Annotated in this window: 27 protein-coding genes and 1 tRNA gene; 11 read left to right on the plus strand and 17 right to left on the minus strand. The window is 41.2% G+C overall.

Annotated elements, in window-relative coordinates; genetic code table 11:
- Window positions 1–300: 300 nt before the first annotated feature.
- Window positions 301–1,317: an adenosine kinase gene (locus M595_RS05925; RefSeq protein WP_023065161.1), complete on the plus strand. Its 1,017-nt coding sequence runs from the start codon at window positions 301–303 to the stop codon at window positions 1,315–1,317.
- A 55-nt stretch (window positions 1,318–1,372) separates the two neighbouring features.
- On the opposite strand, the gene rplY is transcribed toward M595_RS05925, so the two are convergent.
- From rplY to M595_RS05945, 4 genes are all read right to left on the minus strand, one after another.
- A complete protein-coding gene (gene rplY, locus M595_RS05930; RefSeq protein WP_009783091.1) occupies window positions 1,373–1,672 on the minus strand; it encodes a 50S ribosomal protein L25 in 300 nt (99 codons plus the stop codon).
- A 256-nt stretch (window positions 1,673–1,928) separates the two neighbouring features.
- Window positions 1,929–3,068, minus strand: a complete 1,140-nt coding sequence (locus M595_RS05935; RefSeq protein ID WP_023065162.1) for a GTPase — start codon at window positions 3,066–3,068, stop codon at window positions 1,929–1,931.
- Window positions 3,069–3,460: 392 nt separating this feature from the next.
- Window positions 3,461–4,240, minus strand: coding sequence for an RNA polymerase sigma factor SigF (locus tag M595_RS05940; RefSeq protein ID WP_023065207.1), 780 nt, complete (start codon window positions 4,238–4,240; stop codon window positions 3,461–3,463).
- 569 nt (window positions 4,241–4,809) lie between these two features.
- A complete protein-coding gene (locus M595_RS05945; RefSeq protein ID WP_023065168.1) occupies window positions 4,810–5,646 on the minus strand; it encodes a photosystem II manganese-stabilizing polypeptide in 837 nt (278 codons plus the stop codon).
- Window positions 5,647–6,065: 419 nt separating this feature from the next.
- On the opposite strand from M595_RS05945, the gene M595_RS05950 reads away from it, so the two are divergent.
- The 4 genes from M595_RS05950 to M595_RS31030 all read left to right on the plus strand — a co-directional run bounded on the left by M595_RS05950 (window position 6,066) and on the right by M595_RS31030 (window position 8,393).
- Window positions 6,066–6,389: a hypothetical protein gene (locus M595_RS05950; RefSeq protein ID WP_023065231.1), complete on the plus strand. Its 324-nt coding sequence runs from the start codon at window positions 6,066–6,068 to the stop codon at window positions 6,387–6,389.
- 40 nt (window positions 6,390–6,429) lie between these two features.
- Window positions 6,430–7,749 (plus strand): bifunctional folylpolyglutamate synthase/dihydrofolate synthase, encoded by a 1,320-nt coding sequence (locus M595_RS05955; RefSeq protein WP_023065245.1) that lies wholly within the window; start codon window positions 6,430–6,432, stop codon window positions 7,747–7,749.
- A gap of 21 nt (window positions 7,750–7,770) precedes the next feature.
- Window positions 7,771–8,094: a DUF6464 family protein gene (locus M595_RS31530; protein WP_023065204.1), complete on the plus strand. Its 324-nt coding sequence runs from the start codon at window positions 7,771–7,773 to the stop codon at window positions 8,092–8,094.
- 125 nt (window positions 8,095–8,219) lie between these two features.
- Entirely contained in the window at window positions 8,220–8,393 is a 174-nt protein-coding gene (locus M595_RS31030; protein ID WP_161809806.1) for a hypothetical protein, read from the plus strand.
- A 31-nt stretch (window positions 8,394–8,424) separates the two neighbouring features.
- On the opposite strand, the gene M595_RS05965 is transcribed toward M595_RS31030, so the two are convergent.
- Window positions 8,425–9,150, minus strand: a complete 726-nt coding sequence (locus M595_RS05965) for a GDSL-type esterase/lipase family protein (protein WP_023065203.1) — start codon at window positions 9,148–9,150, stop codon at window positions 8,425–8,427.
- A 233-nt stretch (window positions 9,151–9,383) separates the two neighbouring features.
- Here M595_RS05965 and M595_RS05970 point away from each other — a divergent pair, with 233 nt between their 5' ends.
- The 4 genes from M595_RS05970 to M595_RS05985 all read left to right on the plus strand — a co-directional run bounded on the left by M595_RS05970 (window position 9,384) and on the right by M595_RS05985 (window position 10,850).
- On the plus strand, window positions 9,384–9,614 hold the full coding sequence (locus M595_RS05970; protein WP_009783100.1) for a DNA-directed RNA polymerase subunit omega: 231 nt from the start codon (window positions 9,384–9,386) through the stop codon (window positions 9,612–9,614).
- 71 nt (window positions 9,615–9,685) lie between these two features.
- Complete coding sequence (locus M595_RS05975) at window positions 9,686–10,363, plus strand: hypothetical protein (RefSeq protein WP_238987029.1); 678 nt, start codon at window positions 9,686–9,688, stop codon at window positions 10,361–10,363.
- Between the two features lie 12 nt (window positions 10,364–10,375).
- Window positions 10,376–10,741, plus strand: a complete 366-nt coding sequence (locus M595_RS05980) for a DUF1818 family protein (RefSeq protein ID WP_023065188.1) — start codon at window positions 10,376–10,378, stop codon at window positions 10,739–10,741.
- A 35-nt stretch (window positions 10,742–10,776) separates the two neighbouring features.
- Window positions 10,777–10,850: transfer RNA gene (locus tag M595_RS05985), tRNA-Pro, on the plus strand.
- A gap of 909 nt (window positions 10,851–11,759) precedes the next feature.
- Here the strand turns inward: M595_RS05985 and M595_RS05995 are convergent.
- From M595_RS05995 to M595_RS30515, 4 genes are all read right to left on the minus strand, one after another.
- Window positions 11,760–12,899 (minus strand): hypothetical protein, encoded by a 1,140-nt coding sequence (locus M595_RS05995; protein WP_023065230.1) that lies wholly within the window; start codon window positions 12,897–12,899, stop codon window positions 11,760–11,762.
- A 589-nt stretch (window positions 12,900–13,488) separates the two neighbouring features.
- Window positions 13,489–13,743, minus strand: a complete 255-nt coding sequence (locus M595_RS06005) for a hypothetical protein (RefSeq protein ID WP_040483656.1) — start codon at window positions 13,741–13,743, stop codon at window positions 13,489–13,491.
- Window positions 13,744–13,818: 75 nt separating this feature from the next.
- Window positions 13,819–14,007, minus strand: coding sequence for a hypothetical protein (locus tag M595_RS30510; protein WP_023065208.1), 189 nt, complete (start codon window positions 14,005–14,007; stop codon window positions 13,819–13,821).
- 338 nt (window positions 14,008–14,345) lie between these two features.
- On the minus strand, window positions 14,346–14,597 hold the full coding sequence (locus M595_RS30515; RefSeq protein WP_152983538.1) for a hypothetical protein: 252 nt from the start codon (window positions 14,595–14,597) through the stop codon (window positions 14,346–14,348).
- A 520-nt stretch (window positions 14,598–15,117) separates the two neighbouring features.
- Here M595_RS30515 and M595_RS06010 point away from each other — a divergent pair.
- A complete protein-coding gene (locus M595_RS06010) occupies window positions 15,118–17,898 on the plus strand; it encodes a CHAT domain-containing protein (RefSeq protein WP_040483657.1) in 2,781 nt (926 codons plus the stop codon).
- 74 nt (window positions 17,899–17,972) lie between these two features.
- On the opposite strand, the gene M595_RS06015 is transcribed toward M595_RS06010, so the two are convergent.
- Entirely contained in the window at window positions 17,973–19,364 is a 1,392-nt protein-coding gene (locus M595_RS06015; RefSeq protein ID WP_023065153.1) for a serine/threonine protein kinase, read from the minus strand.
- 167 nt (window positions 19,365–19,531) lie between these two features.
- Window positions 19,532–20,251, minus strand: a complete 720-nt coding sequence (locus M595_RS06020; protein ID WP_083492781.1) for a zinc metallopeptidase — start codon at window positions 20,249–20,251, stop codon at window positions 19,532–19,534.
- A 126-nt stretch (window positions 20,252–20,377) separates the two neighbouring features.
- On the opposite strand from M595_RS06020, the gene M595_RS31035 reads away from it, so the two are divergent.
- Window positions 20,378–20,554 (plus strand): hypothetical protein, encoded by a 177-nt coding sequence (locus M595_RS31035; RefSeq protein ID WP_161809807.1) that lies wholly within the window; start codon window positions 20,378–20,380, stop codon window positions 20,552–20,554.
- 35 nt (window positions 20,555–20,589) lie between these two features.
- Here M595_RS31035 and M595_RS06030 read toward each other — a convergent pair whose 3' ends face one another.
- The 6 genes from M595_RS06030 to M595_RS32140 form a co-directional block, all read right to left on the minus strand.
- On the minus strand, window positions 20,590–21,456 hold the full coding sequence (locus M595_RS06030; protein WP_023065254.1) for an SDR family oxidoreductase: 867 nt from the start codon (window positions 21,454–21,456) through the stop codon (window positions 20,590–20,592).
- Window positions 21,457–21,553: 97 nt separating this feature from the next.
- Window positions 21,554–22,129 carry a hypothetical protein gene (locus M595_RS06035; RefSeq protein WP_023065180.1) on the minus strand — a complete coding sequence of 192 codons (576 nt, stop codon included), beginning with the start codon at window positions 22,127–22,129 and terminating at the stop codon, window positions 21,554–21,556.
- Between the two features lie 193 nt (window positions 22,130–22,322).
- Window positions 22,323–22,841, minus strand: a complete 519-nt coding sequence (locus M595_RS06040; RefSeq protein WP_056041117.1) for a hypothetical protein — start codon at window positions 22,839–22,841, stop codon at window positions 22,323–22,325.
- Window positions 22,810–23,013, minus strand: coding sequence for a hypothetical protein (locus M595_RS31040; RefSeq protein ID WP_023065176.1), 204 nt, complete (start codon window positions 23,011–23,013; stop codon window positions 22,810–22,812). Before M595_RS31040 ends, M595_RS06040 begins: the two co-directional genes overlap by 32 nt.
- 471 nt (window positions 23,014–23,484) lie before the next feature.
- Window positions 23,485–25,731, minus strand: a complete 2,247-nt coding sequence (locus tag M595_RS06045; RefSeq protein WP_023065213.1) for a hypothetical protein — start codon at window positions 25,729–25,731, stop codon at window positions 23,485–23,487.
- A 492-nt stretch (window positions 25,732–26,223) separates the two neighbouring features.
- Window positions 26,224–26,520: a hypothetical protein gene (locus tag M595_RS32140; protein WP_023065189.1), complete on the minus strand. Its 297-nt coding sequence runs from the start codon at window positions 26,518–26,520 to the stop codon at window positions 26,224–26,226.
- Window positions 26,521–26,643 lie beyond the last annotated feature (123 nt).

Consider the following 26,643-nt stretch of genomic DNA (forward strand, 5'->3'; position numbering starts at 1 on the left):
GTTGTCCCCTAGTACATCCCGATGAGACAATTAAAAGTTTATACACTTTTCCTCTGATCCATTATTTTTCCTTGTTTAAATAAAGTCATCAACAGAAACCAGATGAGGATCAAATCACGGTTTTAACATCTGCTGAATTAAAATCATAAGGGAAGAATGAGTCATATTCACAAGGGAGAATTGGTCATTTGTAATTGAGTTGAGATCTAAATTGATACTGTATCTCAATCTTTAACTAACCTTGTTCTCATGATTTGATATGATGGGTGACGATGTTCAATTCTCAACCCAGAAGATCGCATGAGCGAAAATAATCAAGCTTCAAAGCCCAAAGGTGTTTTTGGTGTAGGAAATGCCTTACTCGATATTTTGGCATTAGTTGATGATAATTTTATCCAAAACCATAGTCTAAATCGAGGTGCAATGACCTTGATGGATGTCCAAAACCAGGGTAAATTATTACAAGAGTTGGAAAATCAATCTCTAGAATTGCGCTGTGGAGGGTCTGCGGCGAATACGATGATTGCGATCGCCCAAAGTGGAGGAACAGGCTACTATACTGGAAAAGTGGCTGAAGACACCAATGGCGAATTTTACCGTCAGGATATGGCGGCGTTAGGGATTGGGTTTGAAGTTGCTCCTCATCTTCACCCAGATAACCCCACTGGAACTTGTTTAGTGTTGACAACTCCTGACGCTGAACGAACCATGTGTACAAACCTGGGTGTTGCAACGCAGTTATCGGTTAGTGATATTAATCTCGAACATTTGAGTCAGTGTCAATATAGCTACGTTGAAGGTTATCTTTGGGATGCAGCCGATCCTCGTAAAGCCTGTATTGAAACAATGGAACAGTCTAAACGTCATGGCGTCAAGGTTGCGTTTACTTTCTCGGATGGGTTTTTATTAGATCGCTTTACTGACGATTTTCACAAGTTAACATCAGAATATTGTGATGTGGTCTTTTGTAATGCCGATGAAGTGCGTCACTTCTGTCAAAGTGAGTCTTTAGAAGATTGTGCCAGCAAACTGGGTAAAATTGTCGATTTAGCTTTTATTACCGATGGTGACAAAGGCTGTCTTGTTGTGGAGAAGGGACAAATCACCCCAGTTGCGGGATTTCCGGTTAAACCTGTTGATACTGTCGGTGCAGGAGATGCGTTTGCGGGTGGAGTTCTCTACGGACTAACCAATGGTTTAACATTACAACAAGCCGCCCGTTGGGGAAATTATTTCGGTTCGTTAGTCGTGCAAATTCATGGCCCCCGTTTACCGAAATCTCCAGTTGATCAACTGAAAACCGTAATTGCGGGATAATCAACTACTTCCCCCTCGCTTTCTAGGACATAGGGTTAGGGGGAGAGTTTGAATCTTATTCAGCCTTTACTGCAAAAAAGCTAAAGTGATAGGGTAAGGGTTTCCAAGGATGAGCCTGAACTTCATGGAGTACCGTTTTACCATTCCAGGATAGATGAGGAATGCTGAGTTCGATCACGGTTTTGTTGACTGTCGCAGTCTGCATTAACTGAATTGCCTTTTTTTGATCAAGGGTGAGTTCAATAGACTCCGTTCCCTGATGACCATACAAGACAGCCGGAATTAAACCCTCACGACGCAAGGCTTTGGGCTTAGTGCCTTCGGCTCGTTTTTGACATTCGATTGTAAGTGCCATTGTTCAGTAATCTCTATAAGCGTTAACATTATACGGGTCAGCCTGTAAAATTGTTTTCTGCAACGATAACGCGATCGTCTTTTATTTCAGACAGGCACAACCTACAACTATATCAACAATAGGGGATTGGTTGCAAATTGATCGCGATCTTTCTCAAAAAAGTAGAGTTAGGGTGCGTTAGACAAGCAAACGATTGGTTTAACCCGAAGGTTAATGTTCTGACGCAACACAGTATTCTAATGTGATTCTGCAAAAATTAAGAAAGAAATTTGGTAACTATTCCTGTCAAACTCTGGAAATCATTTATATCGGTTAATGCCAAATCCTTAAAAAGTGTTTTAGCCTGCTTATGATAGGTTTTGAATTTTGACTGTAACAGTTCTTCTTGTTCAAGTTTACCACCCTCAGAAAGTATAGAATTAACAGTTGCTAACATAGCCAGAGTAATAACAACTGCTACACCTGCTGCTGCGGCATCAACAATTCCTGTTGGGGGAAGAAAGGACTTAACAACCAAAAACAAATTGGAACCCACAGTCTGAGACAAAAATGTAGGAAGAATTGCAATAGCTGCCGTTTTAGGGAGAATCTGACCCTTATATAGATAATACAAAGATCCAATAGCTACTGCCTGCGTTGCTGTTATATAAACCGCACTACCCGGAATAAATGCTTCAGCCGCGACTGCTACTAAAGCCCCAGCAATGATTCCAACAGCATAAGACTTTTTCTCAGCCATGTGTCTTGCGAGCAATAAGTCCTTTCCCTTTTTTTCGAGGAACTCCTCAATATCCTTACGAAGCTGATAAACGCCTCTAATATCCATTTTGGGGAGACGACTTTTAGGATCATAACCTTTTGCACAAGTTGGATATATTTTATCTACTTTTAAGTCATTTTTCCACTGATTTATTACCTCATCAAGAACTGTTGAATCGAGGTCATCCCATTCATCAATCTTGTTGAGAACTACAAAAATTGAATCACAATGTTTTCTCAAATCATCTAGATTTTTTTTCTGAGAAGCATCTGATGATCCTGTGACGACAAAAACTCCTACATCAATATGCTTGAGGAAATTTCGAGTGACTTTACTATTTTCCGCACGGATATCATCAAGTCCTGGTGAATCAATCAGACAGACTTTTTCATCAAGTTTTAAGATGGTTAAATCTTTTGTAACTCCTGAAATTGCTCCCACTTTTGCCATTTCTAAACCTTGTCTTCGGCTGTGCTGTAATAAAGCATTGATTAAAGAACTTTTTCCCGAGCTAACTTTGCCAATAATAGCAATGTTTAAAGTCTTAGATAAATCGGGTGCTTTTTCAGTAAACTTGGCTTTAACTCTATCAAAGAAACTATTATCGTCTAAACCATCAAAAGCTGAAACACTCATTTCGTAGTAACTCCCACAACTAATGAAGTAGCAAATGACATCAACTTAATTGCTACTTCTACTATCAAGATTAAACTTTAAACATTTGATAGTCAAGAGAAGAATTACTGAACTTTTAGAAATATTTAAGTATCAAGCTACAAGATTTTTCTCCGTAAAAATACTGTTTTTGTATGTTTAGCTTTTAATATAATGACTGTACAGCGTGTTTGGAAAACTCAAACTCATTGTTAGCCATATTGCGATAAATTTCTTTAATTTCTAACGTCAAGTCGCTATCAGTTATTCAATTTCTGATCTCAGACTGAAAAAACATTGATACAAGAATCGGGTTAGGTGCATCAGACCACTAATTTTAACGGTAACGTTAAGAGTCTGACACACCCGATAAATTATTCGTCTTCTGAACCTGTCATAATTCTCTGAAGTAGATTGAGGCCCTTTTTGACGCGACGAGAAACCGTAACCGCACTAATTCCTAAGCGTTCGGCGGTTTCTTTTTGAGTTAAATCGTAAAGGAAGACAAACTCTAGAACTTTCCGAGTTCCTTCTTCTAACTTTGATAACCCTTGTTGTAAGCGAATTTGATCTTCTTGGGCGAGTTGAAAGCTACGGTAGCGGTTATCGGGAACCAGTTCTCCGAGACAGGTGGTGCCTTCGTTTTCATCTTGGACAGGAGCATCCAAACTCAAAAGGGAACGATTATAACCTGCGAGTTTGACTTGACTCCATTCCGTTTCTGAGATATTCAACCCTTCAGCGATTTCTGTATCAGTGGGCTGTCGCTTCAGTTTAACTTGGAGTTCTTGAGCCAGTTTCATTCCCTGTCGTTGGAGTGTCAACCAATGGCGGGGAACTCGAAGCGGAAGACTCTTATCTCTGAGGTAATGTTGGATTTCTCCGCGAATATACGGAATCGCAAATGAACTAAACGCATGACCCTTAGACAAGTCAAATCGTTCAATCGCCCGAATTAAACCAATACAGCCGACTTGTAGTAGGTCATCATAGTTTTCGGTACATTGATTAACCCAGTGGTGGACTTCTTTGCGAACAAGTCCGATATTAAGCTGTACAAGCTGATTACGGAGTTCTTTTGAGTGAGAACACTGATAGTCACGCAGTAGTTCTAGAGTTTCGCACTTGATGGTGTTGGTGGCTTTGGCTAACATAGGTAGTCCTCTCGTTGGTAGAGCAGGCTTCTGGTAAAGTTTCCAGATGATTTCAGTCTTGTGATCAAACTGATTGGTGAATTATTGTTTTTTTAATGTCCGTAAATTTACGGATATCAACTTTCTAAAGATTAGAAAATTTCCATAAATTCACGTAGGTATAACAGTGTTTATATACAACTGTCGATAAATGGAGTCCTCATTGATTCCTCCAATGTCAAGTATAAACCAAAACTTCGTCAGAGACAAGGATTAACTCAATTTTAACACATGAACATCAGCTAGGATTTGACCGATAAAATTCATAATCTCAACGCTTAAATTACGGTGAAAGCCGTTTATAAAACTCTAACTTTAAGCAAAGTTTATTTAATTATCACGTCAATGAAGTGGAAGTGAACAGATAGCTGAACATCAACTCAGTGAATCATTAAAAGCTGAGAACTGCGACAAAAAAGAGGGACAACTTGTCGTCCCTCCCCAGCTTGAATCTGATTTGTCGATTGAACAGCAAACCCCTCGGATTGGGGAAAAAGAAGCTGTTCAACCCCACTAATCGCTCTATCCGATTAGGTAGTCGGTTCTACACGAGCATAAAATAAACCGCGAATTTTTACTTCAACAGCCTCTTTCGCGCCTAAATCTGAATCTGAAGGTTGTTCGCTTTCAAAAACTCCGGCAATTTCTCCGGTCTCTCCATCCACCTTAGACACTTGTAGAGAAATCTTACCTGCATCAACTTGGGTATCTGCAAGCTTAATATTTGCTTCGGCGAAATCTTCCCCATCTGCGGTTGCAGGGAGAGCCACAGCGTTATCATAACCTGTCGCTAAACCTCTACCTTTAGGATCTAGGAAAGTAGAACCCCGATAGGAAGGAACATTAAATACTCCTTCTAGATCAGTAGACGTATTAATGCTCGATAAACCCGCTTGACTTTGAGCGACTAATCCTTTAATCGTAAACAAGAAAGGAACTTGTTCGCCACCGGGAAGCTGAACCGTAATCGGCTGAAAATCAATGCCGTATTTTTCTTGAAAGGTGAGAACACCGTTTTTATCAAACTTTAACGAGCCACCGACTTGATCAAGACTATAAGTAAATCGAGTTAACAATCGACCCGGAACAAATTCCGCTTCTTTGCGCTTGCTAGTGGGTTCTTCCTTGACAAAATAAGTCGTCGGTTGCAAACATAAACCCGAAATTTCATAAGAAGTGCTAGAATCCAGTGCTATCGAACCCCGAGCTGTTTCTGGTAAACTCGGACAGTTGACTGCTAAACCTGTGTTAACGATATCATCATAGGTCAGTAACTCTGGATTTTTTGTTTCTGGCCCTGACGAGCAAGCCGTTAATACACTCAAGCACAACGCTAAAAGTGTAGCAACTAAAGCACGATATTTCATTTTTAACCTCTATATCCCCAATCAATATGTGACATATATTGAGTGATCTGTCACCGTTGCCATTAACTTCTGAGATCACAATTGACACTCTCACCCACAGTAGAAGGATCTGTATTTTTAAGCTAGAACACTTCTGGTCTGGTTTTTGCAATTTTTCCCGAACAACGGGAAATCTGATCACAGACTTTATCGCTTGTGCAATCGGGACTTTCAATGATCGCCCAATAGAGAATTGTACATGGCTTGTGACTTTTTTTGTTGCTTAGAGTATGAATTTATAACAACCTAAGCTAAACTACTTAAGTTGATTTGCTTAGGGCTTTAGACTCCTAGAAAATTACCGACAAGCCGATCAAGCTGGCCAGATCTTCCCCAAAAACCCGAGAATTGAGAAAGAATTGAGCAACCTGTACCGAATCATGGAACACGAAATCGACTTTGAATCAGAACCCTTTAAGTCTCAGTTAGAATCACTCTCGCTGACGATTCGCGACTTGAGCCAAGAAGTTCAGGGGAATACCGTCGCACTGTTGGCGATACTTCGCACCTTAGAACTCTTGCATCGAGAAATTCGAGAGGGCTGGTTTCGAGATGCTTTACCTGATAATCGTCAGGCTCTTTATGCTTTACTGAAAGAAATCGAAACCTATGGAGGCTGGCCCTATATTCCCCGAGCTTCCTTGCGATCGCTTTCGGAAAAGCTCTCTGCTGAACCTGAAGATCCCCCGAGTTCCAATCAATAATGATTCAATTAAATCCCGACTCACTCATTAATCATTAATCGTGACTGTAGACCTGATTTTACAACGCTTTCAACGCTTTGGGGTACATCTCGGCTTAGAACGAATTCAAACCTTACTCGCCTGTTTGGGTAATCCTCATCATCAGGTTCCCATCATTCACGTTGCGGGAACCAACGGTAAAGGTTCTGTTTGTGCTTATCTTTCCTCGATTTTGACTCAGGCAGGCTATCGAGTCGGACGCTATACTTCCCCTCATTTGGTAGACTGGACAGAACGGATCTGTATCAATGAACAGCCTATTTCTCGAAGCGATCTCGAAGGAGTGCTTTTAGAAGTTGAAGCGGCGATTAATCCCAGTCAACCCTCTCCGACTCAGTTTGAGGTGATTACCGCCGCAGCATGGCTTTATTTCGCCCAGCAACAGGTGGATATTGCGGTGATTGAAGTCGGTTTAGGAGGACGACTGGATGCGACAAATGTTTGCGATCGCCCTTTAGTCAGTGCTATCGTTTCAATTAGCCGCGAACATTGGCAACGTCTAGGCCCAACTCTGGCTCATATCGCCACAGAAAAAGCAGGAGTTCTCAAAGCCAGATGTCCGGCTGTAATCGGTCAACTTCCCCCAGAAGCAAAAGCCGTTGTAGAACAGCGTATTGATCAATTAAATTGTCCGGCGGTTTGGGTAGAAGCAGCGACTCCAACTCACCAAAAAACATCAGACGGGTTAACAACTGCAATTTATCAAGAGATTGAATATCCTTTACCGTTGTTGGGACAGGTTCAACTGATTAATTCAGCCATTGCGATCGCGACGATCAAATTATTACAACAGCAAGGATGGCAGATTTCCCCCGCAGCAATTTGGCAGGGAATGACAAACACTCGCTGGTTGGGGCGGTTACAATGGACAAGTTGGCGCGATCGCCGATTGTTAGTTGATGGCGCTCATAATCCAGCCGCTGCTCAAGTTTTGCGTCAATACGTTGATAGTATAGACGTTCAATCTGCCGAAGATGTCAACCCCCGACAACCGATTACTTGGGTAATGGGAATGTTATCAACAAAAGATCATGCAGATATCTTTGAGGCTTTGCTACGTTCTGGAGATCGGTTGTATTTAGTTCCTGTCCCCGAACATAGTAGCGCCGAACCGGAACAATTAGCAGTTTTGAGTCGTAGCGTTTGTCCGAGTTTAGCGTGTTCTCAAGCTTATCCTGATTTGATTGTCGGTTTAGAGGCGGCGCTTGATCCGACTGCATCCTCCAATGACGTTGTTTTGTGTGGTTCTCTTTATCTCGTTGGTTATTTTTTCAGCCTTCAGAATTCGACTGTTTCTTTGGAAAATAGCTCTAAAACCTGATACTTTTGATTAAGTAGTGTTGTGTTTATTTCTCTATTTATTCTGATTATTGGCATCAGTCCAGCATTTATTTATTGGTGGTTTCGACGACAAATAGAAACCCGCACGATTAGTCAGATTTCAACAGTCGGAACGGGTGTTGCTGTTACCCACTGGCGTAGACCCGACTTACCTCCCGATGCCCAATATATCGAGGGAGTGGGTTATTTAATTGGTGATCTTTCTTGCCAGTATAATGCACGTTCGTCCTATGTTCGTTGTGCGGTGAATCCTTCTGGCCCTTGTGACAATTGTCGTTTTTATCAGGAAAAACAATCGGTTTCAGACGAAACAAATAAACCTTAAGCATTAAAGAGAACAATCAATATTCGGAAAAAATCACCTGAATGGGGGAAGTCTCTACCCCTGAAAATTTTGTATCTTCAAAGATGTTCAGACAGAATACGATTAAAAAAAAGGAGTAGAGACAAATGAATAAAGCTAAATCCATTCTAGTATTCACCATGCTTCTCACCCTAGCGTTTGTTCAACCCGGTTTCGCCTCTGAACAAAAAAGCAACGAGACTTCTAGAGAAACTCAATCTTCGACATCTTCTGACGAGAGAGTTCCCATACAATACTATCCGCCTCCAGGACATTATTAAAGCAAAATGTTCTCGAATGAGATCATCCAACTTAAATTAACTGGGAATGATGAGATCGATCCATTTGAATAATTGGTTCCCAATTCAGTACATCATGGAGTAAGCTTTGATAACCCATTGTGTTTGGGTGTAAACCATCTACACTCAAACGCGATTTCCACCAAGTTTCACCTTGTTTTAGCCAATGTTCAAAAATATCAAGATAGGGAATATTTCGCTCTAAACACGCTAAACGAGTCGCTTCTTTGTAGAGATATTGGTTTTCGTGATTGTAATACAAACAATCTTGAAATGGCATTTTCATTTCATCAACCGGAACCATTCCCACAAACAAAACCGGACAAAGATTTTGAGCGCTATCGAGTAAACTATTGATTACCGTTTGAAATTGTTCAAAATCAGTGTAATTGCGTCCTTGGGGAGATTGAATTCTCGCGCAGTCATTCACACCAACCGATAAAATAATCACATCAGGAACCCGGTTTCTCAGTTCACCGCGATGACGAAATTCATGTTCTAGGCGATCGCGAACCTGTACGACTCGATTTCCTCGAACTCCTAAATTATAAACCACATGACCCGGACTACCCGGTGACATCCATTGTCGTCGTAGTCGTTCAACCCAACCTCCACCTTCAGGATCACCATAGCCATAAACTAGACTATCGCCCAAAGCAACAAGCCTCAGAGAATGACGATGGACTTGGGGTAAGCGAATAATTGATGATTGGGAACTCCAAGCGACTGATGCTGGCATAGGTAATTTTAGATTCGGGTTTAACTGATCTACTTCAGAGAGCTATATACAACAGAATTGATCAACAGTCTATTACAAAAATTTAACACTTACCAGTGCAATATTAAATTAATCAGGAGTTTCAGAGGTATTCGCTTCTCGAAAAAGGGGATTGAGCTAGTCGATATCAAATCCCCCAAGTTGTTCGTTAGGATATAGTAGTATGATGATTAACTCAGAGTAAAACTAACTGTATGCAAAAACGTTCTACCATCGATTCTACCGAAATTACTTGTCGGGCGGCTGATTTAGTTAGTGCAGCTTCTAACCGTTATCGCATCACCGTACAAGTCGCCAACCGAGCCAAACGCTGTCGCTATGAAGATTTTGACAGTATAGACGAGAATATTATGAAGCCCGTGTTGCGGGCGATTATTGAAATGTCTGATGAACTCACTCAACCGGAGATTATTGTAGATCGTTAGTTGATTCATTTGAAGATAGAACTGACGGATTACGATCAATTCAGATAAAATTTAGCTAGTCCTGAATCAAAATGCTTAAGCATAAATTGAGAATGGCGATTATTCAATGTGATCAGCGATGGTATCGTTCTGTACTCTTGGCGTTAGGTGTTAGTGTTCTAACGGTGTTTGCTAGTGGGATAGAATTCAGTCACTTTCAGGGACTAGCTAGAATCAGTGGGTTAACAACTCCTGCGGCGATCGCCCAACAACCCCCAACTCGCGTTGTTAGAATTCGAGATGTTTGGCAACAAGTTTATCAACAATTACCCGATCTCCCCAAAGAAAATAATTATGTTTCCTTAGAAAACGGAGAAGTCGCCGCAGAGGATACATTAATTGGGCGATTAATTCGCTATCATGTTTATGTCAAAGGACGTTCTCCCTTATCTCGATTTGATTGGAAGCTAACATTAGCTGATTATTTGGGTGTTAATGAAGCAATGTTAGAATCTCAATATCCAGGGGCTGATTCATTGCAAAAAAATCCCCGTGATGGCGATCGCGAAACTGTGAGAACCTTTAACCGCAGCCAAAGACAGGAGTTAGTCGATACACTTGTTAATTCCTTTGATCCAAACTCTTCGGAGAATGCGTCAGATTCCCCCGACGGTTCATCAGAAGAAACTACTCAAACCTCACCCAAAAATGGAAGTTCGCCCTTACCTCCCCTCCCTCAACCTGGAGATGCCGAATTATTGCAACTCTAAAACAGTAAGGTTGTGAATCAGATTCTCAAAACGGGAGTAGGTTGGCGTCTGGGTTGGAATCCTAACGCTACAGAATATCAGGGGTTAGTGGGCGGTGATGATTGGGCGATCGAGTTAACCGAGGCGGAGTTGAATGATTTTTGTCGTCTGCTTACCCAACTGGCTGACACGATGACTCAGATGACGAGTGAGTTGATGGATGAAGAAAAAATTACCTGTGAAGCCGAAAGTGAGTTGATTTGGATGCAGGTTGAAGGTTATCCTGATGATTACAATTTGCAGTTTATTCTCAATACCGGGCGACGAGGAGAAGGAAGTTGGCCGGCTGAAGTTGTCCCCGCAGTCATTCAGACAACAAAAATATTATCTGTTTACTAATCTGTGTTCATCATGCTATACTAAGTGAATATGTTCGGGGCGTAGCGCAGCTTGGTAGCGCACCACTTTGGGGTAGTGGGGGTCGTGGGTTCAAATCCCGCCGCTCCGATTTCGCCTAACGGCGTAAATACGGCACTTGCAGCACTCTCATCTCCGACTAGCCTACTGGCTTCTATCTAAAATCTATCCAAATTCAAATTTAGCAAGAATGTAGTTAACTGCCTAGATTGCCTAGTAAATCAACGAGCATATAACTGTAATCCTGTCAAATCTATACTTCACTCTGTTTCTACTACTTACCCCCCCAACCTGAACTCTTAAGCCTACCAATGTCGCTCTATCTGTCAAGGTCAAGCCTACGGTGCTACGCAACCCTGACAGCCCTCACTAGCCATTGGTGTCTTGAGTTTGTCAGGTTATGGGGGAAGGTCTGTTAAGGGATTATTACAACAATCACATCACCACCTATTTTGAGAGTCACTAGCTCGTAACCTACCTTTTGCATGACCTCTCGATTTTTGGTTGTAACCTGGCAATAAAAACAGATTCTAGAGTCAAAGTCAGGTTTTAACTGCGATATCGTTTTGGAACAAAAATGAAAATCGACTAATTCTGTTATCTCGTGACTTAATTCTGTTTTTTTGATTTCTCTGTTGTTACATCTCTCTAACAGTTGATAGCTACACACACCAAAAACTCCCACAAGCTATGTTATATGGGAGTTCTGATGGTTATATAAGGTTGCTTATATAAGGTTGGTTAGTAGACTTTCATAGCTTTTCTTTTAACTTCGATTCTTTAGCAGGATACAAAACCTCTATTCTCTCTAGCCTGCCGACTTAACTAAATCAGATATCACGTTGTCAATTAGTTTCGAGATGTCGCACTCACCCCTAGCTTTTGCTAACTCTGAATCTTATATAAGAAATCCTATATAGGATGTGAGTTAAGGGGTGAGGAGTTGTTAAAGGGGTTAGTAGAACTCAAGTTTGAATTAAAAATTTGATTTTTAAGAGTCTTACTTAATTCTGACTACCTTATCGCTACCTTGTAGATTCTGAATTATCTCTTTCAGGTTCATATTTTCCCGCTTCGAGAAAGCTAACAGTTCTTGCAATCTAGCGTTCTCAGCTTTCAATCGTTCATTGTCATTCCTTAGCTGTTCTATCCCGTTGATATCCCTTGTCAGCAAGTCTAAGCTAGCGTCAATAGTCTTATGCTTGTTGTAACGCTCATTCATTGCCTTAGAGTGTCCTAGAGTTAAAGCTCGTTGGTCGTCTGTTAGCCCTGATAACGTACCGTGTAAGTTAGCTAGATGTCGAAGTGCATGGGTTTGACTGAAGCCTAGTCCGCATTGAGTTACCCATCGTCCTAATTTTCTTGACATACCTCTGAGGTAGCAATCTTTAATTGTTCTAGGTTTAGAAGTGCTTTTGGGATTTAATGTCGGTAAAGAAATATCAGGATTTTTGATGTCTAACATTTTAATCAAATTAGGGTAGTCAGGATGTACCATTGGACGCGCTAAACGACCCTTAGTTTTGATGGTTATTTTGTGAATATTACCACTGTCGTCTATGACCTCATGCCAATCATTCAGGACTAGAATATTGTTTTTATTGTTTGAGTCATACAGAGCCGGAATAACACGCTTCCCAACGGTTACGGGTTTATCAAGGTTAGCAATAGCTTTGAATTCTTGACCTCTGAATCCATAAATTAAATTGATTGATAACGCTTTAAACCATTGTTGTCTAGTTTCGAGGTTGTTGGCTTGTATCTTGCTTAAAGTGTAACCACCAAGTCCTAGTATTCGATTTCTGAAATCAAGAAATAAATTAATATCTATCTCTTGCACCTCTATTTTTTGTGTAACTTCTATCTTCCCATAGTGTTCTATCCATTTTTGAAGTTCTCCGTGTTGTTTCGTCTCTCTCAATAGCTTACAAATTGCAGCGTTAGCGTTCTTGTACCCCTTACGTCCCTTAAGGTGTCCCCAAATGCTGTCAAACTGAGTTATCAAGGCTGAAGCGTTACAGATTTTAGATTTGTCTAGCTTCTTATAGAACATCCCATAAGTGGTATCCCAGTTAGCCTCCGTGTTTGACTCAAACCCTTTCTCATTACGTTTTAAACTCCGTTTGTCAGTTGCCTCCATGTATCGTTCCTTCCAAAGCTTAATCGCATCCTCAATAGTTATTAGGTCATTTTTAATCTGACTTTTTTCTTCAATTTATTGACTGTACCATTGCCAAAAATCAGACTCATTCTCAAATTATTTAAGCTTGTCAGCAACCTTGAAAGATTTGATTAAAGCATTGATTAACCCATCTTTATTGAATATCTCGTTACACGGGTTATCCTTGTCCGCTCTTGGATGACTCGCAGTCTTGAATCTTAGATATAGTCGATTAGATTTTTTAGCACTGTAAGAAATACTTACACCCTTAGGGGTTGACTTTTTACATCCTGTAAGATATACTTGCAAGCTTTCAAAATAAACAAGCTTTGATGTGTCTATACCGTTTGATAAAAACCATTGGTTAAGGGTATCCAATGCTAGAACGCTATAATCCTTGTTCATTTCTACCTATTTTCTACCTAAAATCTGCATTCGGTAGACTAGGTGAGGTTTACAGCGTCTTCGTTGTGACCTCATTTTTTATGACTATGCGGTTCAAATCCCGCCGCTCCGATTGTTTTTAGGGATTCGGTCTAAACACCAGACCCATTTCAGTCCCAATATTTTAACATTTATATTTCTTCTGGTTCGCTTCCAGAAGGCTCTGATATCTGGCGATCGCTTTCTGATGAGCCATTTGGTCATGGCGGTTGGCCTGCCAGTCTCGCAGCAGTTCCAAGTTGTACCGGACGACACGGGAGTTGATCGGTATCCAGTGAATTCCTTCTATCCACTCCTCCCCGGCTCGATATCTTCGGATGGTGGCATCGCAGCAGGAAAGACATTCACAAGCTTGATGTTTATCTACGAACTGATACATTTTTTACCTGCAATCATCTTCTGGGTGGGCAATTATCCCCGCAGGGATTGTCCAAAAAGCATTCTGTGTTCTTGGCTAACCATTCGTTGGTAGCGGTCTTTTTTGCATGGCATTTGACCAAACCCTCTCATAGTTGGGCAAAGTTTGGAAGGTTGCAGCCAACGGTAGTTCCAAGACTTGACGGGTACATTGAACGTTCATCCGATGAAGAATATAACCCTTTTCCTCCGAGAAAAAATTGGGGCGAGGAAATAAGCGTTGCAATCTGAAGGGATTTTCCGATTCAAGAAACAAGAGTTGGGGGGTAACAAAATCTTCCTCCTGAATTTTTCAAAATTAATTAATGTGTAGAGTACACCCGATGAAGAGAAGTGCATTGTTAGAAAATATTCTAACATTTTTTTTTGCTACTGTGATGCCAATTCCCAAAGGAAATTGATAACCAATAGAAGATTGGACGTTGGATGATAATACTAATCGGCGATGGGAGACTTATCCATCTGTTTTTCAAATAAATTTTTGAGACTTGATTGAAAGATCAGACGGGCAACAAAGAAGCTTTCCCCAACTCTTAACGTTGAGAGTTTCCTAGTTGGGTTTTCTCAAGATTTAACGGGAAATATCCAAAGTCCGGGTTGGCTACCGCAGTGAATTTGGCTGTATTTTGGTGCGGATTGTCGGATTTGAGGATGAATAAAGGGTTGTTGATTCTCGCGCTTGTTAGACCGTTTAAGTCTAATATTTGAATTTCCAATTGGCAAGCTACCTCTAATGTTGTGTGAGTAATTGGAGGTGATTTGCTGTTGTTTTACTGCTAACTGTAAGCTGTAAATTTTGGCTGAAGGATAATACATAGTTTGGCTCCGGGTGAATGTTTGAGTCCGCTTTCATCCGAGTTCCCCTAAAAAATTGATCTTCGGCTTCGAGTTCTACTTCGATGTTAGTAATTGAGTAAAATTGAACCGATAAATTTGGATTATAGCCAATTTTTTAGGAAATCTGTCCGCTTTTAATTATGAGATTCTTCTCATTTGGGGTAAAATTGGGCAACTGCACGGTTTTCATGGCATTGATGTGATGCCGCTATTTTGGGAGTCCCGTTTAAATAGCCACGCTAAAAAATTTGCCCAAGATATTTCTCGTCGGGTTATCTACCGAATCCATTCTCATAAAAGTTGATTGATTCGCTCAAGATTGGGGATAAAGTTTTCACGCTTTGAAGCCTATTTAACTTCAATTTATATAGACCAATTGTGAAGGGAGAACGATGATAATTGATTGAAATCTCGACGGTTCGGGGTGCAGAGTGCATACCTCTTGGAACTAGAGACATATATTAAAAGTGAAGTAACATCTACCCCAACCCAAACTCCCATGTTGAACCCGAAAGCCCTAACCCTGGCGGTGGTGATTGGTGTATTGGCTCCCATTGTACCGATGAACGTTCTGTCTGAGTCCTCAGTTCTCGCCCAAATCCCTAATGAACGAAAAGCCGAAGCAGATCGATTATTACAGGAGGGTATTCAACAATATAAAACCAGCCAGTTTCAAGAATCATTACAATCTTTTCAAGAAGCCTTGAAAATTTATCGAGAAATAGGCGATCGCAGCAGTGAAGCTGATGTTTTAATTGCTGTGGGCATTGTTTACAGAATTTTAGGACAGTATCAGCAGGCGATTGAATTTTCTCAACAATCTTTAACCATCAGACAGGAACTTAATGATCGTGCTGGAGAAGGCGATTCTCTTCTGGGTTTGGGTCATGTTTGTTCACTTTTAGGGCAATATCGAAAAGCAATTGATTTCTATCAGCAGTCTTTAGCTATTTTTCAAGAAATTGGCGATCACAATGGAGAAGCCTGGACTCTAGGCTATTTGGGCGACACTTACTCTAGCTTAAGCCATTATCAGCAGACCATTGAATTCTATCAGCAGGCTTTAGCTATTTTTCAAGAAATTGGCGATTACAATGGAGAAAGCAGCTATCTGCATAGTTTAGGCGTAATTTACCAAAGTTTGGGGCAGTACCAAAAGGCAATTGAATACTACCAGCAATCTTTAGACATTGAAAAAGAAATCGGAAATCGCCAGAAAGAAGCTTTTTCTCTAAGTAGTTTGGGTAATGCCTACGCTATTTTAAAAGATTACCAAAAAGCAATTAAATTTCATAAACAATCTTTGGCGATTGCGCGAGAAATCGGCGCTCGTCATGGGGAAATTATTTATCTGCGTCGTTTAGGTAATACTTACTCCGACTCAGAACAATATGAACAAGCGATTGAATCCTATCAGCAATCTTTAGCTATTGCACGAGAAATCGGCGATCGCAAGGGGGAAGCAAGATCTCTGGGCAATTTAGGCTATGTTTACCATCGTTTAAAAGATGATCAAAAAGCGATTGAATTTCATCAGCAGTCTTTAACTATTGAGCGAGAAATAGGCGATCGCAGAGGGGAAGCTAATTCTCTAAGCAATATTGGTGAAGTGCTAGAAGAACAAAATCAACCACAGTTAGCAATTACCTTCTTGAAGCAATCTGTTAACGTAACAGAAGCTATTCGCCAAGATCTTCGAGGTTTATCAAGAGAACTTCAGCAATCCTATATAGATAGTATTTCTGGGAGATATCGCCGTTTGGCGGATTTATTGTTAAAAGAAAATCGGTTGTTAGAAGCGCAGCGAGTCTTGGATTTACTGAAAGTTCAGGAGTTGGAAGATTATCTCAAGAATGTTCGGGGAAATGCTAACACTGCTGGCGGAATCGAATTTTATCAACCGGAACAGGAAATTCTCGCCCGTTACAACGAACTGCAACAGAACGTGATTGAAATTGGGGAAGAACTGGCACAACTGCAACAGAAGGAAAATTTAACGCTCTCTGAACAACAACGGCGCAATCAATTGGATAAAATATTGACGGAAGTTAAACAACAATTTAACGAGTTTGCCCGAAGTTCAGAAGTTCGCGCATTAATTGAACAACTCAGTTTTGAAGCCCAAGAACAAACTTTATCTCTGGGTGCGTTAGACCGTTTGCGGGATAAATTGGGAGAGTTGGATGCGGTATTATTCTATCCTTTGATTCTAGAAGATCGCTTGGAATTAGTCATCACAACACCCAATTCTCCCCCATTACGCCGCACTGTTAGCGTAAGTCGAGAAGAATTATATCGGACAATTGTTCGGTTTCGTTTGGCGTTACAAGACCCAAGTAAAGATGCGGTTGCACCCGCCCAAAAACTCTATCGCTGGCTGTTTGAAGCCCTCGAAGATGACCTTAAAGCTGCCAATGCTGAGGTGATTATTTATGCGCCGGATGGAGTTTTACGCTATATTCCGTTGGTGGCATTGCACGATGGTGAAGAATGGCTAGCCGAACGTTTTCGAGTCAATAATATTACCGCAGCTTCCCTAGAAGAAATTGATACCCAGCCCCAACCCCAACCTCAAGTTTTGGCGGGGGCGTTTGCAGATGAGTCGTTAATACGTTCGGCAAAAATAGGTCAACGGGATGTACAATTTGTGGGTTTACCCTTTGCGGGAATTGAAGTGGCAGTATTACAAAATACCCTGACCAATACAACCGCTTATGTAGATGAAGCCTTTAATTTAGAAACGATGAAACCCAAAATGAACGGTTACAACGTGCTGCATTTTGCCACCCACGCGGCGTTTGTTCCGGGCGACCCTTCGGAATCTTTTATTGTGTTTGGTGAGGGGGAAAATCCGACATTGCGGGATGTGGAAAATTGGTCACTATCAAATGTAGATTTGGTGGTATTGAGCGCCTGTGAAACGGGGTTGGGTGGCTTTGATAATAACGGCGAACAAATTCTCGGACTCGGCTATCAATTCCAAAATCAGGGGGCGAGGGCTGTGCTGGCGTCGCTGTGGAAAGTTAGCGATGGTGGGACTCAAGTATTGATGAATATTTTCTATCATGCCCTGCAACAAGGATACAGTAAAACTGAAGCGTTACAAATCGCCCAACGGAGTTTAATTGCTAAAAATACCTCAACCGTTGTCAGTCAGCGATCGTCCGATGGTACAATGGTTTTTGTGAGTGCTGAAATTGAACTTCCCGCTAATATTCGTAATAATCTCGATCACCCCTATTATTGGGCATCGTTTATTTTAATTGGAAATGGTTTATAGTGATTTTAGGGTTTAGAATTACCTTGGGACTGAATAATAACAACTTAGCGCCCTTTTTCCTCGTAAACTTGTTCTTAACCTCGGCTAATTGGTAAATTCAGCCAGTCACTTAATTCGTGAGCAAGCCAATCGATTTCCGGAGGAGTTAAACCGTTTATAGTATTTGACGTGCATTTTTTTACCCCCACCCAAATATTAATCTTAGGATGAACTTTAACCGGATTTCCATCCGAGTCTTTTTGATAGGAAACCGGGGAGATTTCAACTTTTGTAATATCCGAGCGATGGCTGATAAAGGGTTGGCCGTATTGAACTCCAAATATTTTTGAAATTAGAGAAATTTTAGCCGGAGTAATCCGAAGTGTTGTGACTCCGAATAAACTAAAGGGAATGTATGCAATCATCGAAAGACCAGGTATTGAAAAAAACGTGAAAAACACTAAAGCAAAAAACAATCCTGTCCAACTAAAATTGGAAAGCATAGCCCACAATAAGGACGCGGTAAAAGAGTTCCATACAATTGCCAAGGGAATTAGGAAAATTAGAGACAGATCAAAACCTCGTGGCGGAATGAAAATCTCGAACATCTCCTCAGTCTTTGTAACTATGACCTTGCTACCAGTCGGTTTGGTCACGAACAACTGATTTTGTCGGAAGTTGGAATTTTCTAAAGCTTCTAATGCCTGTTTTGCAGATTGAAATCGGAGTTCAACACTGGGTTCGGTCATCAATTTCAGCCAGTCTATCATATTAAGACTGAGGTGAACTCGATTTTCAAACCCGATACGCATTTGCTGTTGGGGTAATTGATCGGGATGCTGTCCGGTTGCCAGATAAATTAGGGTAGCCCCCAAAGCATACAAATCCGAAGCCGATGTGGTGTGTCCGCCAAATTGTTCGGGAGGCATATAGCCATAAGTACCCACAATGGTTCGGGTGCCGCCATGTACCACCGTCTGAACCGAACCCAAATCAATCAGATAAACTTGCCCGACGTTATGACCACTGCGATCGCCCAATAAAATATTACTGGGTTTAATATCCCGATGAATAACTGGGGGTTTGCGGCGATGCAAATAATCCAAAATTTCTAATAGCTGTTTGGCGATCGCATCTGTATCGGCTTGGCTAAAAGTACGACCCGATTCTATCCACTTCAGCAACGATTTGGCTTCAATATAAGTTTGAACGAACGCAAACCCCTTTCCCCATTCCATCTCCACCTCGAAGTCATCCAAGTATTGAGGAATAGCGGGATGATCCAAAGATTTCAGCACTTCGGCTTCCCGTTCAAATAGTTTTAAATATTCCCAAGTGAAATCCGGGCTAAATAATAGTAATTTCACCACAACCGACAAACCCGTTTGTAAATCATGCGCCAGAAAAGTTCTACGACCGACTTGACCACCGAGTAGCGATTCAATGCGATAGCGATCGCCTAAAACCTGACCAATAAATTGCTCCATAACTGTTACCCTAAACTGATGGCTTGTCTGACTGAGAATCTAATCTCAAGCCAGACTGCGGCATTACTACTTATCTCGGAAGGTTATTAACTTATGCACTTTTTTTCTACACCCCAATAAATCCTGAAAACTCTCCCGACCATTCCGGGAGATTCTTAAACCTTGGTTTACAAGAAAGGATGTCTATAGGCTGGGTGAAGTAAGGGTAAATAAGTTAAAGCCGCATTCCACAAGACTTTTCGGGCAAGTTTCCGTTCTTGGCGGGTCAAAATCTTGTGCTTTTCTAATAAATTCAATGCCCATAGGGAAGTCCAGATTTCATCTAGAAAAATCCATAAACGACCCATCCAAATCAATACACCCAAAAGCATTATTAAACAGGCGACTAAAGCTCCAATAATCGGAACGACCAAGACGGCTATTTGGATTGAGAATAACTGACTGACCCCTTTCAAAAATAGGGGAATTAACATCGGAAATTCTCGGGCGGGTGAGTAGTATATGATTGGGGATTGTCTTAACAAATAACTCAGTTTTTTCAGGGGTTCTGGTTGATAGACGTGGCCGACTTCATGGGCGGCGATCGCGGAGGCAATAACGGAGCGAGAATAATAAATATCTTCAGATAAATTAATCCAATTTAACCCCGGAAGATAGGAGTTCTGCTTGTTTTGATTGAAACAGACCAGAACATTTTTGAGCTTACATTTTTTCAGAAGTGTTTGAGCAACTTCAGCACCCGTCATCTGAGACTGACTATCTTCAAGCAGAATACGCTTCTGGCTTTTCAGCAATTGAGGCATCAGTCGGTCAACCATTTTGTCAAGGTATCTTCTAGAATCCTCGATATTATATTTCCCGGAAACCGAAAAGTTAGACTCGCTCATCAACGTCCCCAATCAATCTCTATTGTTCTTCATCTGTTTCGGAGACAATTCTCATTTTTATGAAAAAATACTGATGTGGGGTTGAATGCAATAATTCAATTAAAAAATCCTACCCAACGCTGGATTATGACTCAAGCAGTTTCAGACAAAGGAGAATCATTTGATTGTGCTGAAACAACTCAACAAACGCCAATTTCTTGTGTTCTCCCATCGCGGGGAACTTATGAGGTTAAGTTATTTACAAATAATGAACGTTACGGTCGGTTTGACTATGTGGGAGCGCTGGAATTTAACAGAAAGTAGAATCGGGTTGTTTTTAAGTTAGTATTCTGTAGTGTTCAAGTTGAACCCTTGCGCCACAACTGGGCGTGGTCTGTAATGTAGTCTCGCACGTCGAGAGGCTTTCGACCTAAAAGCCGTTCTAGTGTAGGATCGACCGTTTCTGCTTGTCCGAAGCGCAGCCCCAGATGAAGAAGGGTTTGGACAAGAATTTGCGCCCCGGGCAGGTTCTGACGTTGAAGATGGCGTGCATAACCCCAGATACTTGCCGAGTCATAACGAATTTTACGACCCAACGACGAGGTTAGACACTCCGCCACCTCCTCAAAGGAAAATGCTTGAGGGCCTGTCAACGTATATGCTTTACCTTGATGAGTTTTCCATGAGACTAGGGCATCTGCGGCAACTTGTCCGACATCTCGCAAGTCTACAAAGGCAACTCGTCCCCGACCCGAAGGCAGGTACAGGCGATCCTCGTTCCTGATATCCGAACGGTATGCGCTACCGAGATTTTGAGCGAAGAAGCCGGGACGCAGAATTGTCCAGTCGCCCGGATGGTTTTGCAGGTGTTGTTCGACGGTATAATGAGGTATGATCGGATTGCGATCGGCTCCGGCTACCGACAGAAAAACGATTTGTTGAACTCCCACTTCACGAACCGTATCAATAAATCGGTTGAGAGTCGCCTTCATATTGCTGATGGCGGGGGGACGAAGCAAAAACACGGACTGGCATCCGGCGATCGCATTAAGATAGGTCGTTGGATCTTCAAAGTCAAGATAAACAGTGTTGGGGTTTTGTTGTTCCCCAAGCGGCACCGGAGAACGACTGGCAATGCGGATCGTTGCGGGTTTATCCTTCAAGCTGCGAAGGACTTCTCGACCGACGTTTCCCGATGCACCCGTAACCAGAATAGTTTGACTCATGTTCGCTTTCAAAAAGTAAATCAGCAATGCGCCCCAGAATCGTTTAAAGCCGGAGAATTAATCCCCCGACTCGTCTTTATTAATGGTACAGAAAACTTCAACTCATTGCGATCGTTTTCGGCTGTTGATGGGGTTCAAAAGGATTAACAACCTCAAGAAAATCCTTGGGTGGAGAGAGTACCGCATCAGAAGAAGGTGCGGGTTGAGTCGGACGAGCCTCACCCATTCCTAATTCTCCTTTCTCCAATGTTCCAACGACTAAAGAGCCAATATAATCGGCACTATTGTAAGCCGCTTCAATACATTGGTGAATATTTTCTAAATCTTCATCATCAACAATACCGTTACTGGTAGCCTTATAAAACTGCACGGTTACACGAATGGGGTAGCGTTCATCCCGTTCGAGTTTGTAACCGCCCAATTCTAAATGTTCCCCTTCATCTTCACCGTGTCCAATCACCGCATCTTCAACATCGCTAGACTCTACTGTTCCTATACAACGAGAAATTGTTAACATCTCTGTTGTCGAAAAATTGCTTTCAAACAAATATGAAAAATATTCAAGTTCTTGATGTTTAAGTGGCACCTGAACAATCATTACCATATTAACATCTTGGGAAACTGTCACTTGAGAGCGGGCTTCTTCTACCGAAATACCCCGTTGAGTTGCCATTTATACAGCCAGATTTTCTCGATAATCGCTCAAACGTTCTCCGGTTAAACAAGTTTTCTGACCTTGATTGTTGAAATAAAGATTTTGTCCCCACTCAGCCAAGTCTTGACCATTGTTAATAATGGTAGCACTACTGCCTTCGGTCGAAATTAAAATCGCCAGAACAGCAGGGCTTTCCGCACGGGATTGATAGTTAAATAAAACGGGATTGAAACTGCACTTCCCCTGCGCGCGGAATGGGGAGAAAACAAGCTTGTGCGCTAACTAAGACATGGGTATCTTTGGGGGTGAGTAGTAAGGAATCTTTCAACAGGTTGGGATAGCGTTTAGCTAAGGAAATGAGTACCCCAAGCATTGCAACAGTATCAGCACGCTCAAAGATGATTGATATAGAACGTTCGAGTGCTGCTTTGGTTGGACGACTGTAGAGCCATCCCTCTAATGTCATTAAGAAACAAGCAACAATATCTGATGATTCAATATATTGGCGATGCCAATATAAAGCATGACGACCCCCCTTGAAATATTTTCTTTTATTATCAATAAGCAAAATTACACCATCAGTATCAGTTGGGTGACTTCCCTCCAGTCTATTTTTTTTCCAGCGATGCTCATGCCAATAATCTGTGGCAACATTACAAAGGGTTGCAATTACATCAACAGCAAGCACTTCATTTACTTCAAGAAGATAAAATTTTCCATTGACGGACAATTCTCAGCAGTGTTTGAAGGAATTGGTATTCAAAACCGCTTAAAGCCCACTTCCCTCCCATGGCTCGTTTAGGTTGGCATTCTTCCCAAGCACTTATTAGCTTTTGAAGTTGAGAAAACAGATGAAGTGAGGAGGCTGCGATAGTTTGGCTTGTTGTTCCTCTATTAACCATGCCCAACTCTTCCTCAAAAATACTGGCATTTTTTGTTAAGAGTATTCATTATAATACGGGAAGATTAAAAAGTCAACAAAAGGGCTTCGCTCTAAAAAATCAAGATGTTCAAAACCGCTTCTCAAACAAAACTTTTATAGTTTTATCTCTCTCGGCTAGGAATTGGATCTGAGAGTTTCCCCCTCTATCCAATTTTTAGACAGAATTAATGCCACATTATTGATGAGATTTTTCGTGTGATCGCATTTTCCCACAAAGCTCGATCTATTGCATAGAGATGCTGCAACGTTACCTCTAATTTTTTCTATAAATTCAAGAGAAATTAGGGGGATACAAATAAAGCGATCCGGCTCAACCACGCCAATATTCCGCCTCAAAAAGCAAAAAAAATAGCGATACTATTTTGTATCGCCAATCGAGTTAAAGTCTTCAATTAGGTGTGTATATTTTCGGCAATATCAACTGTTAAAATTACCGCAATAAACTCAAAGCTTCCGTTTGATTGCTGCGTTCTACTTGTTCAACAACCTGCATCCAATCTCGTCTGAATTGAGTTAATTCTAACACCGAACCAAATTCATCAGGCCAGATATCAGAAGCAACTTCTTGTAAGAAAATTTGCCATTCATCTTTAACACCTTCAGCCCGTAACACCCGATCTACAAACTCCTCAACAATTGCAAAACCCGCTTGGCTTGGCTCTTTCAAAAGAGTTTTTAGCTCTTTTTCACAGTTATTCACCGCCTCCGCTTGTGCTTTCTGCAAATTCTCTCGGATTTTCTGAGTAGAACTCATTCCCCCGATAGGAATTGCTTGCGTCCAAAAATCATCCAATTTATATTTAGTTCGATTGGGCGTTAACACATCTAAATACTTGCGAATTCGATGTTGAATTAATCCGCGATACTGTAAATCAAAAGTGGCTAGAGTTTCAAATCCTAACCGCAGTCCCTCTAAATTGTCTGGAATCTTTGCAGCGATCACTTTCAAATACTCGCTTCCTTGACAATCCTCAGCTAATTTTCCTAACTTACCTTTGCTAATTAAAATCTGAACCACACGAGATTTAGCTGTTTCGAGAGAGTGCTTCAAAGCATCATCTAAATCCAAGAATTGCTTTGATAAATGAGTCCGAACTTCATGTAAACATTCTGCATAAGCACTTTGGTAAGCACCCGCAGCATAATTTTTTTGCTCAATCTCTGCCAAACTTGGAATCCCCGCCTTAGAACGACAATTTTTAATCGCCGCATCAACCGCAGTTTTAAAATTAGCGTCATCAGTATCCCGCTCAGAAATCATTGATGAGAGCAGTTTTTCCAGTTCTTGAGTTAAATTTTTCCACAAACTTCCAAACAGTTTTAAGAACTCGGGAAACCAGTCATTACTTGAACTGACTTTCCAAGCCTGTTGAGCTTTGTTGAGTTCAATATTGAGACTTCTTTGAATTTGAGTTATTCGCTCTTGACAAGCCGAAGCATATTGACGATCTAAAACTTCGATTCTTTGGGTTAAATAACTTAAAAATCGGTCTAAAATTGCAGTTTTTGATTCTTGAGCATCCGCACAATCAGCAATAATCACATCCTGAACATTGATGTGTTTATCCTGAATGGCTTCTGCCAAACTTTGACAATTCTTGTAATTATCAGTAATTCCTGAACTCTTAACATGATTTAGCACCATGAAAGACCATTCACGAATCGGCAAATCAGTTAAAGCCGTATTCGCCATATCATAAAGTTCTACATCTTCTTTCGCCCAAAAATCCCCCGTAGATTTGGGCATTCGCACGAACAAAACCGCATCAATATCCTGTCCTAAAGTTTTAATCATGCGTTCGGTGTCACCAATGCCCGTATCTCCCAAACCGGGCATATCTACTAACGCAATTTGTCCGATATCTGGGTTGGGAAACGGACAAACAATTTTAACTTCTCGAACGGCCAGATATTTAAAATAAATTCGCCGCCTGTCTATTGTATCTTGAGCAACATATTCTCGAATTTCATGTTGCGAAATCCGACGCGGAGAAGGTTCCGATAGACAACTAAAGTATTTAGGAAGATAAAGATGATATTTGAGAAGATGCTCGTATTTAGCAAATGCTAAAGCTTGGTTTTTAAGCTCTTGAGGAAGTTCTGGTAATGGAGAATCTGCAAATTCTTGAATAGAGTTGGGTCTTGAACCCAGACGAAGCTGCTCATAATAGGGAGTAATGACTTCATCCAAAAAAGTCCGTTCGGTATGGAAGAAAACTTCACCATAAGTTTCTACATCGCGATTATGATGAATGTTGCTGCGAACGCCCGTGCAGTGTTGGTCGTCACCGTCAGGAATTTCCTCAGCCGAAAGCCCTGTCAAACTTTGCAGCAAGCGGCTTTTACCCTGTCTGGCTCGACCGACAACTCCGATGTTGAGGGTATTGCGGGAAAATCTTGCTTTGAGATTATTCAGCACAGATAACTCATCGTTGATGCTTCTTTGAATTGATGTACAATCAATTTCTCTGAGCCTACCTAGGGTACCGGAGTCATCAACCCGAGTCAGTAATTGATCCCGTTGCTTTTCAAGTTGATTGAGCGCAACTGATAAAGTTTTTAGATTACTTTCTACACGTTCAATTCGTTGTGCAAGTGGGCGACGTTTCTGAAGAATTTGGATGATTTGATTTGCTCTGGAGGTGGCTCCGTTGTTGAGTTGAGCGGCTAGTACCATGAGTTTTAAACCTAGTCGTGTTTACCGAGAATTGGATTACTGACCGAAAACAATTTAATGTTTACCTGAATTGGGGTTGACCTTGAAAAACCGCAAAAATTCGTTTTGGGGTTGAGTTGTTGACCTCTGACGGGGTTGAGTGCATCTCTACTCTCAAGATTAAACTTGAAAAGCTACAGATAGCAATGTGGAAATTACTGATCTTTGAGATCTTTTTTGAATCATGCAGGTGCATTTTTCTCCGTATAAATACGTATATTCGGCATCAAACCCAGATGGGCTATGCTTCCCCGTCAACTATTGAATAAAAAATCACTTATTTTTTCAATCTATTCTTTAAACCTAGTGATGCTGTATGTAGATCTCGGAGAACTTGATGAATATATCTATTGTTATGGCGGTTTCGTGATCGTTGAGTTTTCTTCGGGTTCAGTCTTTATTTCAAAACTTTATTCAACTTGTCTGCATTAATAAAATTATCACAAAATTCTCTTAATAACGCCCGACGAGCCAAACGGCGATCGCACGTTCAAAAGTAGGATATGGGATTAAGTTCGGGTAGAATTTGACATGAATTTCCTCACATTTTGATAGGTGTAGATTAACTCCTGATGCGAGATTTGTCCGGCTAGAATTTGCAGCAATGTTGATTTTCCCACTCCGTTTGCATCGACTGGCGCCACGCGATCGCATTCGACTAGGCTTAACTGTACATTTTTGAATAACCTGCGGAAGGCGTGGAAATTCATAGGTTAAGTTATCAGCCAACAAATAGGGCTGTTGTGGCATACTGATGACCTGGAAGTGATCAAATCTGGAAGCTGTGAAGCGGAAATGGAGAACTTTAGATTGAGGGGTTTGGAGTCGTGGACAATTACCGATTATTTATGTTAATTATTTCAATTATTTTTG

The organism is Lyngbya aestuarii BL J (assembly GCF_000478195.2).
GTDB lineage: Bacteria > Cyanobacteriota > Cyanobacteriia > Cyanobacteriales > Microcoleaceae > Capilliphycus > Capilliphycus aestuarii.